Origin of the sequence: Paenisporosarcina macmurdoensis, from assembly GCF_042658845.1 — a bacterium.
In the GTDB taxonomy this organism is placed as follows: domain Bacteria; phylum Bacillota; class Bacilli; order Bacillales_A; family Planococcaceae; genus Paenisporosarcina; species Paenisporosarcina macmurdoensis.
On sequence record NZ_JBHSRI010000025.1, the window covers coordinates 650,514 to 663,772 of the forward strand.

A 13,259-nucleotide genomic window follows, 5' to 3' on the forward strand; every position below is an offset into this window, starting at 1 on the left:
TCGTCACATCCACATTGTAATTTTACAGATAATCTTGCGGCTCGGATGCTTTCGTCGCTCCCTTACAACCTGGGAGCAAATGGTTTGTTGAATTTGGTTTACTAAAGAATCGTCACTTTTTTCAGCAATCCAAGCAGCCGAAGATGCAATTTCGGCTACTTTTGCATTTCTATATTTTGGAGAGTTCTTTCTTTAACGAGTCCGCTAGATTGATTCGTGTTGATGAGAGCCACAATTTGAAAGACAATTGTGGCTCTTCCTCTGAGGAAATGTTCTGCGAGAGATTAGCGTCCGCTCAATTTAAAGAACTACCCCAGGTTGGTAGCCAGAGCCACAAATAAAAAACATTTGTGGCTATGGCTAGCACGCCTTTATTTTTTCTCTAGCTTATAGTGCAGCAGAGAGTTCGTCTGAAGCGCACTGAAAACCTATTTGCCTTAGATTAGAAAGGAGAATGGTCTGAAATAAAGTAAGCAGGAAGAGACCAAAATATCATTTTCGGTCGAATATCTACATAAAGATAGTGTCTATTCTTTAGTAAACCAAACGAACTTAACTAGGCGCGTCCAGGTTTTCAGGGAGCGAAGGACGAATCCCCGCCGCAGAATGATCTGAAAAAAGAAAGTTGGGCGAGTGACGCAGTCACAAGCCCAATTCTTTGTTCTCAAGATTATAGTGCAGCAGAGAATTCGTCTGAAGCGCACTGAAAACCTATCTGCCTTAGATTAGAAAAAGATTGGTCTGAAATAAAGTATGAAGGAAGAGACCGAAATATCATTTTCGGTCGAATATCTACATAAAGATAGTGTCTATTCTTTAGTAAACCAAACGAACTTAACTATGCGCGTTCAGGTTATAAGGGAGCGAAGGACGAATCCCCGCCGCAGAATGATCTAAAAAAACAGAGTTGGGCAAGTGACGAAGTCACAAGCCCAACTCTTTAATCTTTAGCTTATAGTGCAGCAGAGGAAACGTCCAAAGCGCACTGAAAACCTATTTGCAACAGTTAAGAAAATATCACTCAGTCTTATCATTCTGTAAAGAAAGGTCCGAATTAAAACTTACTTCTTCAAATCTTGTGGAGCAAACTTAGCGATTTCATAATAGTAATCGCCTATAACTCGAAGACCTTGGTCAAAATTCTCTAAATGGAAATGCTCGTTTGGTGCATGGAAATTCTCCGAAGCTAATCCGAAGCCCATAAGGACAACAGGCAGTCCTAAAATTTCATCAAATGCTGCCACGATTGGAATAGAGCCGCCACCGCGTACATAAGAAGTAGGTACATTATATACTTTTTCGTATGAACGACCTGCTGCTTGAATAGCTGGATGATCGAAAGGCGTAATAAATGGTTTTCCTTTATCAAACTCAGTGACTTCTACTGAAACCCCAACTGGTTTATGTTTTTCAATATGTGCTTTTAATTTCTCTACGATTTCATCAGGATCTTGATTTGGAACTAAGCGACACGTGATTTTGGCGCCAGCATCAGCAGGGAGTACCGTTTTAATCCCTTCACCAGAGAAACCACCGAAAACTCCGTTAACTTCTAAAGTTGGACGAACCCAAGTACGCTCTAAATGTGTATAACCTTTTTCACCAAATAACTCTTCTACACCTAATTCTCTTTTCAATGCTTCTTCGTCAAATTCAAGTGCAACATAGGCAGCACGTTCTTCTTCTGTAACTGGAAGAACATTGTCATAGAAACCTTCAACTTGAATCGTACCTTCTGCATCACGGAATGAATTAAGTACTTCTACTAAAGCATGAATAGCGTTTTGAACACCGCCGCCGTACAATCCAGAGTGAAGGTCGCTTTTCGCACCTTTTACTTGAATTTGAACACCAGCTAAACCGCGTAATCCATAACATACAGCAGGTTTCCCTGGACCTTGCATACCCGTATCTGAAATGACAATGATATCAGCTGCAAGTTTTTCAGTATTAGCCAATACATACTCAGGCAAGTTTGGACTTCCAATTTCCTCTTCGCCTTCAATACAGAATTTCACATTAACAGGTAAAGAACCTTCAGTTTTGAATAAAGCCTCAATTGCTTTTACATGCATGTAAACTTGTCCTTTATCATCACTGGCACCGCGTGCAAATAATTTGTTGTCGCGGACTTGAGGATTAAACGGCTCTGATTCCCATAAATTTAAGGGATCCACTGGTTGAACGTCGTAATGACCATAAACTAAAATGGTTGGCTTTCCTTCAGCATGCAACCAATCTGCATACACAACGGGATGACCTTTCGTTTCATCTATAGATACATTTTCTAAACCAGCTTTTTTCAATGAGGCAGCTAACCACTCAGCAGCAGTTAACATATCTGTTTTATGATCAGATAATGCACTGACACTTGGGATGCGCAAAAATTGTTTTAATTCATTTAAATGTTCTTCGCGGTTCAATTCAAAATAACTATTTAGTGCTTGTAAATGGCTCATCGAATCCCTCTTTTCGCAAAATTTCGTGAATGGAAATAGTATAGCACAAATCTATTAAAACTTTGTAGAGTGGCAAAAGGGACAGGTAAATTCGGAATATGGTATGATATGAATACTAGAAATTGAGCGGATTTTTTTTGACTCATATAGGAGGAAACACCGTTAATGGAATTTATAGCTTTGGCCATTAGTTTAGTCTTGTCGTCTTTCTTTTCAGGCAGTGAAACGGCACTAACTGCAGTAAATAGGATGAAGGTCCAGCTTCGCGCGGAACAAGGAGAGAGGATGGCACAAAAACTTCTCATGTTAATCGCGAAACCGGACCGCATGATTACGACAATTTTAATCGGAAACAATATTGTTAATATAGCCATGCCTACATTATTGACACTAATCGCATTAAAATATGATTGGGATATTGCCCTAGCAACGGCTGGTTTGACAATTATCATCATCATCTTTGGTGAGGTATTGCCAAAAACAATCGCAGTGACGTTTGCAGATAAAATAGCGTACATCGTGGCACCAATCATTTCAGTTCTTGTTCAACTTTTACGTCCTCTTACTTTCTTAATTGCGAAATTCACAAATATCTTCATTCGCATTATTTCAAAAGGTGCCGTAAAGGAAGCAACATTAACTAAAGAAGAGCTGCGTTCGATGGTAGATATCGCATCAACAGAAGGAACCTTCAAAGAAGATGAGTCTGAACGACTTAAAGGCGTTTTAGATTTCCCGCATAAAGACGTAGAAGATGTATTGGAAACGCACCGTACAGAAATAGTCGGTATTCCAACTAACGCTACATATGATGAAGTACGCGATATTATTTTAGAACATTATTACACGCGCTACCCGGTATATGAAGATAGTATGGACCATATTGTCGGTATGTTTTATTCGAAAACATTTATCGAATGGTCAATGGATCCAACGATGGATATGCATGATTTAATAGACAAAGACCCATTGTTCGTCGTCCAATCTGTTAGTGTTGAGAAAGTATTTAAACAAATGCTTACTAAGAAAAAACATATGGCAATTGTCCTCGATGAATATGGTGGTACACTTGGAATTGTAACGCATGAAGATATTATTGAAGAAATGATTGGCCAAGAAATAGAAGATGAATCTGATGAAGATGAAGATATTTTAGTTTATGAAATGACTGAAAATCGTCTCATTTGTCATGGTCGACTAGAAATTGAAGACGTAAACGAAATGTTCAAAGTTAAAATTCCAAATGATCACGATACAATTGGCGGATTTGTTCTCCAACAATTAGGACATATGCCGGAAACGGGTGAGCAGTTCAGTTATGAAAAACTTCATTTTGAAGTAAATGAAATGGACCGCAATCGCATCTTACAATTAACTATTACCATAAAAGAAAACGAAGAAGTGCTGAATGACGAATAGTCATCAGCACTTTTTTTCTGTCTTAAGAGTTCTACAAATAGAATAAATAATAGGTTAGTGATTGCTTAAAGGGAGGGGCGTTTATTCCCGTTCGTTTTGATATAATCACTTTTGTTGAAGTTTTAATGCCTTTCACTCATGTTCCGATTCCTGTCTTCTAGCGCCGGTGTCACCCTTACTCCCCCTGTTACACTTTTCTTTCTTACACGTTTGTAATTAATTTGAAAGTGAATACGATAGAGCGTAAGGTTCGTTTTTGGCAAAATAAAAGCATCAGCAAGAATCGAACGGAGGACATTTCGGATGAACGGACAAATAGAGCAAGTGTACGAGGAATATCATCGTTATATATATCACTTATGTTTAAAATTGACACGCAACCAAACGGAAGCAGAAGATTTAATGCAAGAAGTTTGGATGAAAGTAGTGCGTTACGAAGCATACGTGAAAGATGTGGATCATTTAAAAGCTTGGTTAACAACGATTTGTATGAACACATTTCGCGATCGCTATCGCAAAACGGTTCGTCGTAGCAAACACATATTAAATCAACCTGATCAATTAGATGTTCCAGTGCTTGATTTATTTCCAAGTGATTCACTAACTGCCGAAGATATTTTGGAAAAAGACGATTTATCTCAAATGGTGCAACTGAAAATTGCAGAGCTTGATGGCATTTATAAAACGACGGTCTTATATTTCTATGTATACCAATACTCACTTATTGAAATTGCCGATTTGATGAAAGTATCCATTGGAACGGTTAAGTCTCGTCTCTTTAGAGCGAAACAACGTTTAAAAGAAATGATGATAGCAGATACAGCTGCTGTTGAATATCTACCAGCATAATGAAATCACAGTCCTTGCGACTGTGATTTTTTGAATTTATAAGGTGAGCGGAGGCTCAGTCGGACTTTTTGGCATTCACGTCTGAAAAAATGCTTATGACGTCTGAAAAAAGGGCATCGACGTCTGAAAAATATCGGTTCACGTCTGAAAACTATAAAAGAAGAGATAACCTATTATGACGAATCTAGTTATAATTTAAATAGATACCTCAACTTCAATAAATTTTTTCAATACACCATCTAATACGGTTTGTGCATTTAGAAACAAGGGAATACGGAGATAAAACAGGGGTATTCACAAGGGGGAAAAGCGTATGGCCAACAAGCCTCGCAATAACTGGAGCAAGAAAAAACGTATTATCATAGCTTCTTTAGGGATCTTTGCACTTATTTATATAGCTGCTATCATGTGGCATACATTTAAGCCACTACCAAAAGGCGTTTCATATGAAGGCAAATTACATAAAACAGAAACGATAGAAATGATTACGGATTTGACGTATTCACAAGATAAAGAAGGCAAGGGAATGGTCCATGAAAACAACATTTTTGATGCCGTATATACCATGATTGAAGAGGCAGAGGACTTTGTTGTTGTCGACTTTTTCTTATTAGACGGTTATTACGATGAAAAAGAGGATTTCCCTAAAATTGCGGACACTTTATCCACAAAATTAGCAGATAAGAAGAAAGAAAATCCTGACATGCCCGTAGTTTTTATTACCGATCCGCTTAATCGTGGATACGGTTCATTTGAAAATGAATGGTTTAAAAAAATGCGAGATGCTGGAGTTGAAATTGTCTATACTGACTTGGACTCCTTGAGAGATTCCACACCAATATATTCTGGTATATACCGAACGCTTTTTCAATGGTTTGATATCGGTGGAGAAGGTTGGATTGCAAATGCTACAGCAAGCGAAGCGCCTAAAATGACAATCGCTTCGTATATGACATTACTAAACATAAAAGCAAATCATCGAAAAGCAATAGTGACGGAAAAAGAAGCCATGGTGACCTCATCAAATCCACACGATGCGAGTGGTTTCCACGGGAATATTGCATTGAAATTAACAGGACCTGTTATAAACGATATTTTAGAGGCTGAAGAAGCCGTTTCCTTATATTCTGGTGGACCTAAACTTCCCCGAGCAGAAGTGGAAGAGGTAGAAGGGCAATACGAAGTTCAGTATGTAACAGAGAAAAAGATTTTGGATGCTTTGCTTTCTGATTTGGCTGAAACCAAAGATGGCGATAAGATTTGGCTTGGCATGTTCTTCATCGCTAAGCGTGACATTGTAAATGCTATAATCGATGCTGCGAATCGTGGAGTTGAAGTTAATATGGTACTAGATCCAAATGAAAATTCATTTGGTCAAGAAAAATCCGGCCTGCCGAATCGTCCAGTGGTTCAAGAGTTGGTGGAAGATTCGAACGGAAAGATTAATGTTCGTTGGTACAATGCCGTAATCGGACAGTACCATTCGAAAGCTATTTGGATTCAGACAGATGAACACACTATTATTTCAAGTGGCTCAGGAAATTATACAGACCGAACGCTTGACGATTATAACCTTGAGGCTAATCTACGAGTCATTGCACCGAATGACAGTGAGCTGGCTGTAGAAATGGAAGAGTACTTCGAACGTCTTTGGAACAATGAAGATGCCATGTATACTTTGGACATAGAAGAGTTCCAAGATGAATATACATGGTGGCAACGATGGATTTACACATTCCAAAAAGCCATTAAGGTAACGACTTATTAATATTGAGAAACCCTGCGCTAAGGGTGCAGGTGATTTCCGTTTCAGGCGGACGCTTTCCGCGGGCGGTCCGTGAGCCTCCTCGTCGCAAGCGCCTGCGGGGTCTCACTTGGACTCGCTTTTCCCGCTGGAGTCGCCGCCTTTCACTACAATCACTTGTAAATATATTTTCTTTCATCTAAAAAAGGTGAGGTTCCTTTATCTATTCAAAACCTAACAGAATGTGTCGGCTTTTCAATCTAAACAAGCAATTCTTCCCTCAATTTGTCGAGGAAAAGATTGCTTGTTTTTGTTGTATAATACTTGCATTAATATCAGGTGGTGTCCCGTTGATTTCCAATCAAGAATCTATAAAGCTAAGTCCATTTATGCCGATTTACGATTTAGATGCGCCAAAAGATAATATGATTCGTCAAATCAATGAACTTGTCGACTTCTCTTTTAACTTAGCCCTAAATTAAAGAAATCCACAAAAAAGCCGCTGAGCATCAGCGGCTTTTCCTTTTACCTATTCTTGTGTATCGTCTACTGGCACTCCAGTTTGGAACCAATCTTCAACGTTCCAGACTTTCGTTGCTAAGCCTTCATAAAAATCAGGTTCATGGCTTACTAACACTATAGTGCCTTTATATTCAGACATGGCACGTTTTAGTTCTTCTTTTGCATGTATATCTAAATGGTTTGTCGGCTCATCAAAAAGCATCCAGTTACTTTCTTCCATCATCAATTTACAAAGACGAACTTTGGCTTGCTCACCACCACTTAAGCTTTTCATTGGGCGTGAAATATGTTCGTTTTTCAAGCCAGTACGTGCTAAAGCACCTCGAACTTGATTTTGTTCCATACTCGGATACGTTTTCCAAATCTCTTCAATAGGTGTCACATTGTCTGCCTTAACTTCTTGTTCGAAGTAAGAGGTAGTTAAGAAATCTCCACGTCTAACACTTCCGCCTAGTGCAGGAACTTTGCCTAGCATCGTTTTTAGTAAAGTAGATTTACCAACACCGTTCATACCGACAAGGGCAATCTTTTCTCCGCGCTCAATCGTAAACGATAAAGGAGGTAACAACGCTTTGTCATAACCAATGACTAAATTTTCTGCTTCAACTACATAGCGACTTGGACTACGAGACTCTTTAAAACCAAATTGAGGCTTAGCTGCAGTTTCAGGTTTATCAATGCGCTCTATACGGTCGAGTTGCTTCTGACGAGACTTGGCACGACCTGTTGTAGAGTAACGCGCTTTGTTTTTAGCGATAAAGTCTTCCTGCTTCTTAATGAAATCTTGTTGCTTCTCATAAGCATCGACATGCTGACGTTTGTTCATTTCAGCAAGTTCGAGGAATTTTTCATAAGTAGCTGTAAATCGAGATAACTTTGAAAACTCCAATTGGAAAATAACATCAACGATCCCACTCATGAATTCTGTATCATGTGAAATAAGTAAGAATGCGTGTGGATAATTTTTCAAATAATTCGTTAACCACCCAATATGCTCTTCATCTAAATAGTTGGTAGGCTCATCTAGTAGCAATACTTTTGGTTTTTCGAGAAGCAATTTAGCTAGTAATACTTTCGTACGTTGACCACCTGAAAGAGCAGATACTTCTCGCTCTAATCCAACAGCATCTAAGCCAAGACCACGGGCTACTTCTTCGATTTTCATATCAAGTGTATAAAAATCACCAGCATCTAAAGCGTCTTGAATATCAGCCATTTGCTCGAGTAATTCTTCTAATTCTTCTGGTGATGCGTCACCCATTTTGCTCGTGATTTCATTCATTTCTGCTTCTTTTTTATAAAGCGGTAAGAATGCATCGCTTAAAGTATCACGCATTGAACGACCTTGTTCTAAACGAGTATGTTGATCCAAATATCCGTAATGAGTCCCTGGAAGCCATTCGACTTTGCCTGAATCATAAATGATTTCTCCAGTAATAATGCTCATTAAGGTAGATTTCCCAACGCCGTTTGCCCCAACTAGTCCAACGTGTTCACCTTCGATTAAGCGAAATGATACGTCTTTAAATAGTGTACGGTCACCAAATGTGTGACCTAAATTATCAACTGTTAATAATGCCATGATTCCATTCCTCCATAAAGAAAACTCGCAGGCCTGTTACAGCGCCGCGAGCTTTTTGTTTAGTTCTGCGAGTTGTACTTCCATATTTCCTAAACGTTGCTCGGCTTGTTCAATCATACCGGGGTGACCAGTGGATTCTAACTTTTCCATGTCGCCTTGCAAACGTGTATAATCCATTTTTAATTCAGCAATTTGAGCTTGAATTTCTTGTGAAGTCATATAAGAGAAACTCCTCTTTTAACTACTATTGTACCACAAGATTGGATTATTTGGTGATTTCACGTGCTTCTTCTTGAATGATTTTTTCTAAAAAACGTTGCATATTCGAATTATTCAAAGACAATTTTAACGACAATTGCTTTTTAATTGCTCGTACACTGCGGTTTGGATGAAGAATAGTCTCCATTACGGCGTTTTGCAAATGGGATTGTTTCAACTTGCGGCCAAGGCCCAAATAGATAAAGCCATTCGCTTCTTTAGGAAAAGCATGTTGTGCTTCTTTTTCATCTTCCGCAACGACAATACAAGGCTTGCCAATTACTGCTACGAAATAAGGAGTATAGCTTGCATCGCAAATGACTAAATCAGATTCACTTATAAGTTGTATCGGGTCATCACAATCAACAATCCGAGTTTGCTTGCGTCCTAAAGCCATTAGTTTCAAGTCATCACGACTATGCGGATAACTTGAATGTAGAGCCACTGTAATCGCAAGAGGGATTTGTAGATGTAATAAATGACGCAATGTACGATAAGACAAATTATCTGCATCATCATCTGCAAATGTCACCACGACATGAGGGAGAGGAAGTGCTGGGGCTGTTTTTAAACCAGAATTTGCATAAGGCTCTAATTCGTCTGGAACGACAAATGCAGAGGGGCCGACAACATAATGAGAAGGTACTGGCTCACGATCTTCATGGTAAAGCGAGTGAACTACACGTGTAGCGGCTTTACCACCCTCACCAAAATCGTCAAAGTGTAGGGTAACTGGAACCAGTGACGATAGTAATTTCCCTTCATCAATATCAGTATCACAACCATCCGAAATGACCACATCAGGTTCATATTCTTGCAAGAGCTTCTTCAAATCAGCTTTTCGTGCATATGAGAGAGGGGCAAACCCCTGTTGATCCAGCTTTTGAAGAACTACTGTTTGTTTTTCAGGAGCTGCAAATAGAATGCGATGAGATGCTAGTAACTTAGCAATTTGTATACATCTCGTGACAGGATAGCCCGCACGTCCAATCGTAAATAAAATGGTTTTTTGCTGAATTTGGTTGCTCATTTCATTCCCACCTTTCATCTTCTATTTAACGTATGGGAAGTAAGCCCTCTGTATGAGTAATTGTTCAGAATTTGACCATTCATATGGTAAACTTAAACAACTAGGATTTGAGAAGGGAGTGATGATCGTGGAGAACAGAACAGCGTTAGTGGCAGGTGCAACAGGACTTACAGGTTCACATCTCGTCAAGTTTCTTTGTGAAAACGAAGCTTACGAAAAAGTAACGATCATTGTCCGCCAAGCAATTTCGTATAGCAATCCTAAATTAACAATAAAAATTAAGAATCTAGATCAAGTAACGACCAATGATTTTGAAGGGGTAGATGATTTCTTTTGTTGTTTAGGGTCTACCATGAAAAAAGCTGGATCTAAAGATGCCTTTGAGCAAGTCGATTTAATAGCGCCTGTTCAAATGGGGAAACATGCACAAGCTCAAGGCGCACAACATATGCTTGTCATTTCAGCGATGGGTGCAAATCCAAAATCATCAGTCTATTACAATCGAATAAAAGGAAAGATGGAGGAACAAATTTCCGATTTGAAACTTCCACATGTATCCATATTTAGGCCGTCTTTATTGACAGGGGAGCGACAAGAATTTCGTTTAGGGGAACGCTTTGGGGCAATGGCTATGAAGGTGTTAAAATCCTACTTCATAGGACCGTTGAAGAAATACCGGGCTATAGAAGCTAAGCAAGTGGCTTTTGCCATGATGCAAAAAGCAGTAGAAACACCTTCTAGAACAGTAGCGATTTATGAATCAGAGACGATTGAAGAAGTGAAATAAGTAGCAAAATAGTATTGAGGTGATTCCATGTTCGATTCGCTCTTATTTGATTTAATGTTCGTCATTTTTTTAGGAATTGCTTCACAGTGGTTAGCTTGGCGTTTTAGGATGCCAGCGATTGTACTTATGTCCATTGCGGGTTTGTTAGTGGGTCCGATTCTTGGATTTATTAATCCGCAAGATAGCTTTGGCGATTTATTCGGTCCAATTATTTCTCTAGCAGTAGCCATCATCCTTTTTGAAGGAAGTTTAAACTTAGATTTCAGAGAAATCCGTGGATTTAACAAACCTCTTTTTAGAATCGTGACCTTGGGTGCTTTTATCGCATGGATTGCGGGGTCCCTAGCCGCGCATTATTTAGCTGGACTGTCATGGGCCGTCGCCTTTGTCATTGGTGGATTGTTCATTGTGACAGGACCAACAGTGATTCTTCCTTTACTTCGACAAGCAAAACTTAAGCCGAAACCAGCCGCTATTTTAAAATGGGAAGGAATTGTCGTCGATCCATTTGGCGCTCTTTTAGCTGTTTTTGCTTTTGAATGTATTCAATTTATTAATGATGAAGTGACGCTAAAAGCATTGCTTATTTTCTTTGCTGCATCTTTATTTGCCGCATTGTTAGGATTTGCAGCTGGTCGAGTTCTTGGCTGGATGTTTGAAAGTGGGAATGTACCTGAATTTTTAAAATCTCCAATGGTCTTCGCAGTTGTCTTATTGACGTTTGTGTTGTCCGATGAAATCATGCATGAAACGGGTTTGCTTGCTGTTACTGCAATGGGAATGACCATGGCGAATATGCATATTGCTTCGATAAAAGACATGAGGCATTTTAAAGAAAATATTTCAGTGTTATTGATTTCAAGTATTTTTGTCATGCTGACAGCTTCATTAAATCTTCAAACGCTAACGAGAATTCTTGATTGGAGAATTATCATATTTGTAGCTGCCATGCTGTTTATCGTGCGTCCTTTATCCATATGGTTATCGACAATCGGTACAGATTTGACGAATAAGGAAAAGACATTGATTGGTTGGATTGCTCCTAGAGGGATAGTGGCGCTAACGGTATCAGGTTATTTTGCCAACGTCATGTTAGAAAAGGGTTATGAAGATGCAGATATTTTAATCGCTTTAACATTTGCCCTCGCCTTTTCGACAGTGGTAGCACATGGATTTTCAATTAGTTGGGTAGCGAAAAAATTGAATTTAGTGGCCTCTGAAAGCCCAGGCGTATTAATAGTCGGTGGCAATCGATTTACTACAGAATTAGCGAAATCGCTTCATGATTTACAACATCAAGTTCTGATTATGGACAATTCTTTTGAACACTTAAGTGAAGCGCGGAAATTAGGATTGAATTCCCAGGTGGGAGAAATTCTTTCTGAACAAACGGAGTACAAAGTTGATTTGACGCCTTATCCATTGATGATTGCTGCAACTGAAGTAGATTCCTACAACGCACTTGTATGCTCGAACTTCGTACCCGAATTGGGACGTAAATCATTATTTCAGACAGCACTACATCAAGGAGATGCTAACGATTTCCACCAATCACTTGGTGGACGCATATTGTTTAATCAAAAAGAGACCATTTATCAGTTGAATGAGCGGGTTGTAAAAGGTCAAATTATTCGTAAAACTTTAATTACCAATCAATACTCGTATACCCAATACTTACGAGATCGTGAAGAAGACACGTTGCTTTTATATGTGATGAAGGAAAATGGTAAGCTTGAATTTTACACAGCCAATCATGAAGTTCTCGCAGGCTCTGGAGATACAGTCGTTAGTTTGACCCCACCAACAAAGGAAAAAGCGAAAGTTCAAGAGCGGATTGAAGCAGACCGCGCAAAACAATCTCAGCCTAAAGAATGAACTTAAGTCTTTCAGAGCATGTGTGCTTAGGGCGATCCTCTTCTTTTTGATACAATAAGAAGAGGATAGCGTTTAGGAGGATGACGATGAAAATTTTACTTATAGATGGGACAATTATTGGCTCTAAAACAGGGGCGATTCTCGACCAAGTGAAAGTATATATTGAACAACTAAATAGCGAGTTAGATTTGGAAATCATGAAACTAGCTGATTTTCAACATCAGTTTGTGGATGGTCGACCACTTGGCGAATACAACGATGATATGCGCCTCCTTGTCCGTAAGTTTGAAGAAGCGGATGGTTACGTGTTAGCAACACCCATTTTCCAAGGGTCCATTCCAGGTGTCTTGAAAAACGCTTTTGATTTATTGCACCCTCGTACCATGCGCTACAAACCAGTTTCCATTGTCGCAAATGGTGGGACGTTTCAACATCACTTAGTTATTGAAAACCAATTGAAGCCAATCCTAAATTACTTCCGTTGCCTCGTAACACCGAACTATGTGTATACGACAAGCAGTCATTTTGGAGAAGGCAACGTTATCATTGATGAAGATGTGCATGATCGCCTACGTGAACTAGCACGAGTATTTGTGCAGTACGCAGAAATGAGCACACATCTATCAAAAGTAACAATCGATAAACATTAAAATCTTAATGGACCACTTCGCGAAGAGCTTGCGAAGTGGTTTTTTGTTGGGAATTAGTTGATTTTAGAGTGATTCGCTCATAGA

11 protein-coding genes are annotated in these 13,259 nt (G+C 39.2%); 7 read left to right on the forward strand and 4 right to left on the reverse strand.

Translation table 11 applies throughout. The features are described 5' to 3' along the window. Positions 1-1,061: 1,061 nt before the first annotated feature. Positions 1,062-2,459 (reverse strand): dipeptidase, encoded by a 1,398-nt coding sequence (locus ACFPYN_RS16825; RefSeq protein WP_377735746.1) that lies wholly within the window; start codon positions 2,457-2,459, stop codon positions 1,062-1,064. A 165-nt stretch (positions 2,460-2,624) separates the two neighbouring features. Here ACFPYN_RS16825 and ACFPYN_RS16830 point away from each other — a divergent pair, with 165 nt between their 5' ends. From ACFPYN_RS16830 to ACFPYN_RS16845, 4 genes are all read left to right on the forward strand, one after another. Further along, on the forward strand, positions 2,625-3,878 hold the full coding sequence (locus tag ACFPYN_RS16830) for a hemolysin family protein (protein ID WP_377735747.1): 1,254 nt from the start codon (positions 2,625-2,627) through the stop codon (positions 3,876-3,878). A gap of 303 nt (positions 3,879-4,181) precedes the next feature. Beyond that, positions 4,182-4,727: an RNA polymerase sigma factor gene (locus tag ACFPYN_RS16835; protein WP_377735748.1), complete on the forward strand. Its 546-nt coding sequence runs from the start codon at positions 4,182-4,184 to the stop codon at positions 4,725-4,727. A 313-nt stretch (positions 4,728-5,040) separates the two neighbouring features. Beyond that, complete coding sequence (locus tag ACFPYN_RS16840) at positions 5,041-6,495, forward strand: phospholipase D family protein (RefSeq protein WP_377735749.1); 1,455 nt, start codon at positions 5,041-5,043, stop codon at positions 6,493-6,495. 326 nt (positions 6,496-6,821) lie between these two features. Next, complete coding sequence (locus ACFPYN_RS16845; RefSeq protein ID WP_377735888.1) at positions 6,822-6,953, forward strand: hypothetical protein; 132 nt, start codon at positions 6,822-6,824, stop codon at positions 6,951-6,953. A gap of 47 nt (positions 6,954-7,000) precedes the next feature. Here the strand turns inward: ACFPYN_RS16845 and ACFPYN_RS16850 are convergent, their stop codons facing one another. The 3 genes from ACFPYN_RS16850 to ACFPYN_RS16860 are packed head-to-tail and all read right to left on the reverse strand — an operon-like array spanning position 7,001 to position 9,863. Next, positions 7,001-8,575: an ABC-F family ATP-binding cassette domain-containing protein gene (locus ACFPYN_RS16850; RefSeq protein ID WP_377735750.1), complete on the reverse strand. Its 1,575-nt coding sequence runs from the start codon at positions 8,573-8,575 to the stop codon at positions 7,001-7,003. Between the two features lie 36 nt (positions 8,576-8,611). Next, positions 8,612-8,794 carry an SE1832 family protein gene (locus tag ACFPYN_RS16855; RefSeq protein ID WP_377735752.1) on the reverse strand — a complete coding sequence of 61 codons (183 nt, stop codon included), beginning with the start codon at positions 8,792-8,794 and terminating at the stop codon, positions 8,612-8,614. 46 nt (positions 8,795-8,840) lie between these two features. Then, entirely contained in the window at positions 8,841-9,863 is a 1,023-nt protein-coding gene (locus ACFPYN_RS16860; protein WP_377735753.1) for a hypothetical protein, read from the reverse strand. A gap of 121 nt (positions 9,864-9,984) precedes the next feature. Between ACFPYN_RS16860 and ACFPYN_RS16865 the strand changes: the two genes are divergently transcribed. The 3 genes from ACFPYN_RS16865 to ACFPYN_RS16875 all read left to right on the forward strand — a co-directional run bounded on the left by ACFPYN_RS16865 (position 9,985) and on the right by ACFPYN_RS16875 (position 13,175). Next, a complete protein-coding gene (locus tag ACFPYN_RS16865) occupies positions 9,985-10,650 on the forward strand; it encodes an NAD(P)H-binding protein (protein ID WP_377735882.1) in 666 nt (221 codons plus the stop codon). Positions 10,651-10,677: 27 nt separating this feature from the next. Beyond that, complete coding sequence (locus ACFPYN_RS16870; RefSeq protein WP_377735755.1) at positions 10,678-12,525, forward strand: cation:proton antiporter; 1,848 nt, start codon at positions 10,678-10,680, stop codon at positions 12,523-12,525. A gap of 86 nt (positions 12,526-12,611) precedes the next feature. Beyond that, on the forward strand, positions 12,612-13,175 hold the full coding sequence (locus ACFPYN_RS16875; RefSeq protein ID WP_377735757.1) for an NADPH-dependent FMN reductase: 564 nt from the start codon (positions 12,612-12,614) through the stop codon (positions 13,173-13,175). Positions 13,176-13,259: the final 84 nt, after the last annotated feature.

What these genes read in the sequence shown, in the direction of transcription:
- ACFPYN_RS16825 (WP_377735746.1), bottom strand. Translation starts at nt 2,459, where the DNA reads ATGAGCCATTTACAAGCACTAAATAGTTATTTTGAATTGAACCGCGAA.
- ACFPYN_RS16830 (WP_377735747.1), top strand. Translation starts at nt 2,625, where the DNA reads ATGGAATTTATAGCTTTGGCCATTAGTTTAGTCTTGTCGTCTTTCTTT.
- ACFPYN_RS16835 (WP_377735748.1), top strand. Translation starts at nt 4,182, where the DNA reads ATGAACGGACAAATAGAGCAAGTGTACGAGGAATATCATCGTTATATA.
- ACFPYN_RS16840 (WP_377735749.1), top strand. Translation starts at nt 5,041, where the DNA reads ATGGCCAACAAGCCTCGCAATAACTGGAGCAAGAAAAAACGTATTATC.
- ACFPYN_RS16850 (WP_377735750.1), bottom strand. Translation starts at nt 8,575, where the DNA reads ATGGCATTATTAACAGTTGATAATTTAGGTCACACATTTGGTGACCGT.
- ACFPYN_RS16855 (WP_377735752.1), bottom strand. Translation starts at nt 8,794, where the DNA reads ATGACTTCACAAGAAATTCAAGCTCAAATTGCTGAATTAAAAATGGAT.
- ACFPYN_RS16860 (WP_377735753.1), bottom strand. Translation starts at nt 9,863, where the DNA reads ATGAGCAACCAAATTCAGCAAAAAACCATTTTATTTACGATTGGACGT.
- ACFPYN_RS16865 (WP_377735882.1), top strand. Translation starts at nt 9,985, where the DNA reads ATGATCGTGGAGAACAGAACAGCGTTAGTGGCAGGTGCAACAGGACTT.
- ACFPYN_RS16870 (WP_377735755.1), top strand. Translation starts at nt 10,678, where the DNA reads ATGTTCGATTCGCTCTTATTTGATTTAATGTTCGTCATTTTTTTAGGA.
- ACFPYN_RS16875 (WP_377735757.1), top strand. Translation starts at nt 12,612, where the DNA reads ATGAAAATTTTACTTATAGATGGGACAATTATTGGCTCTAAAACAGGG.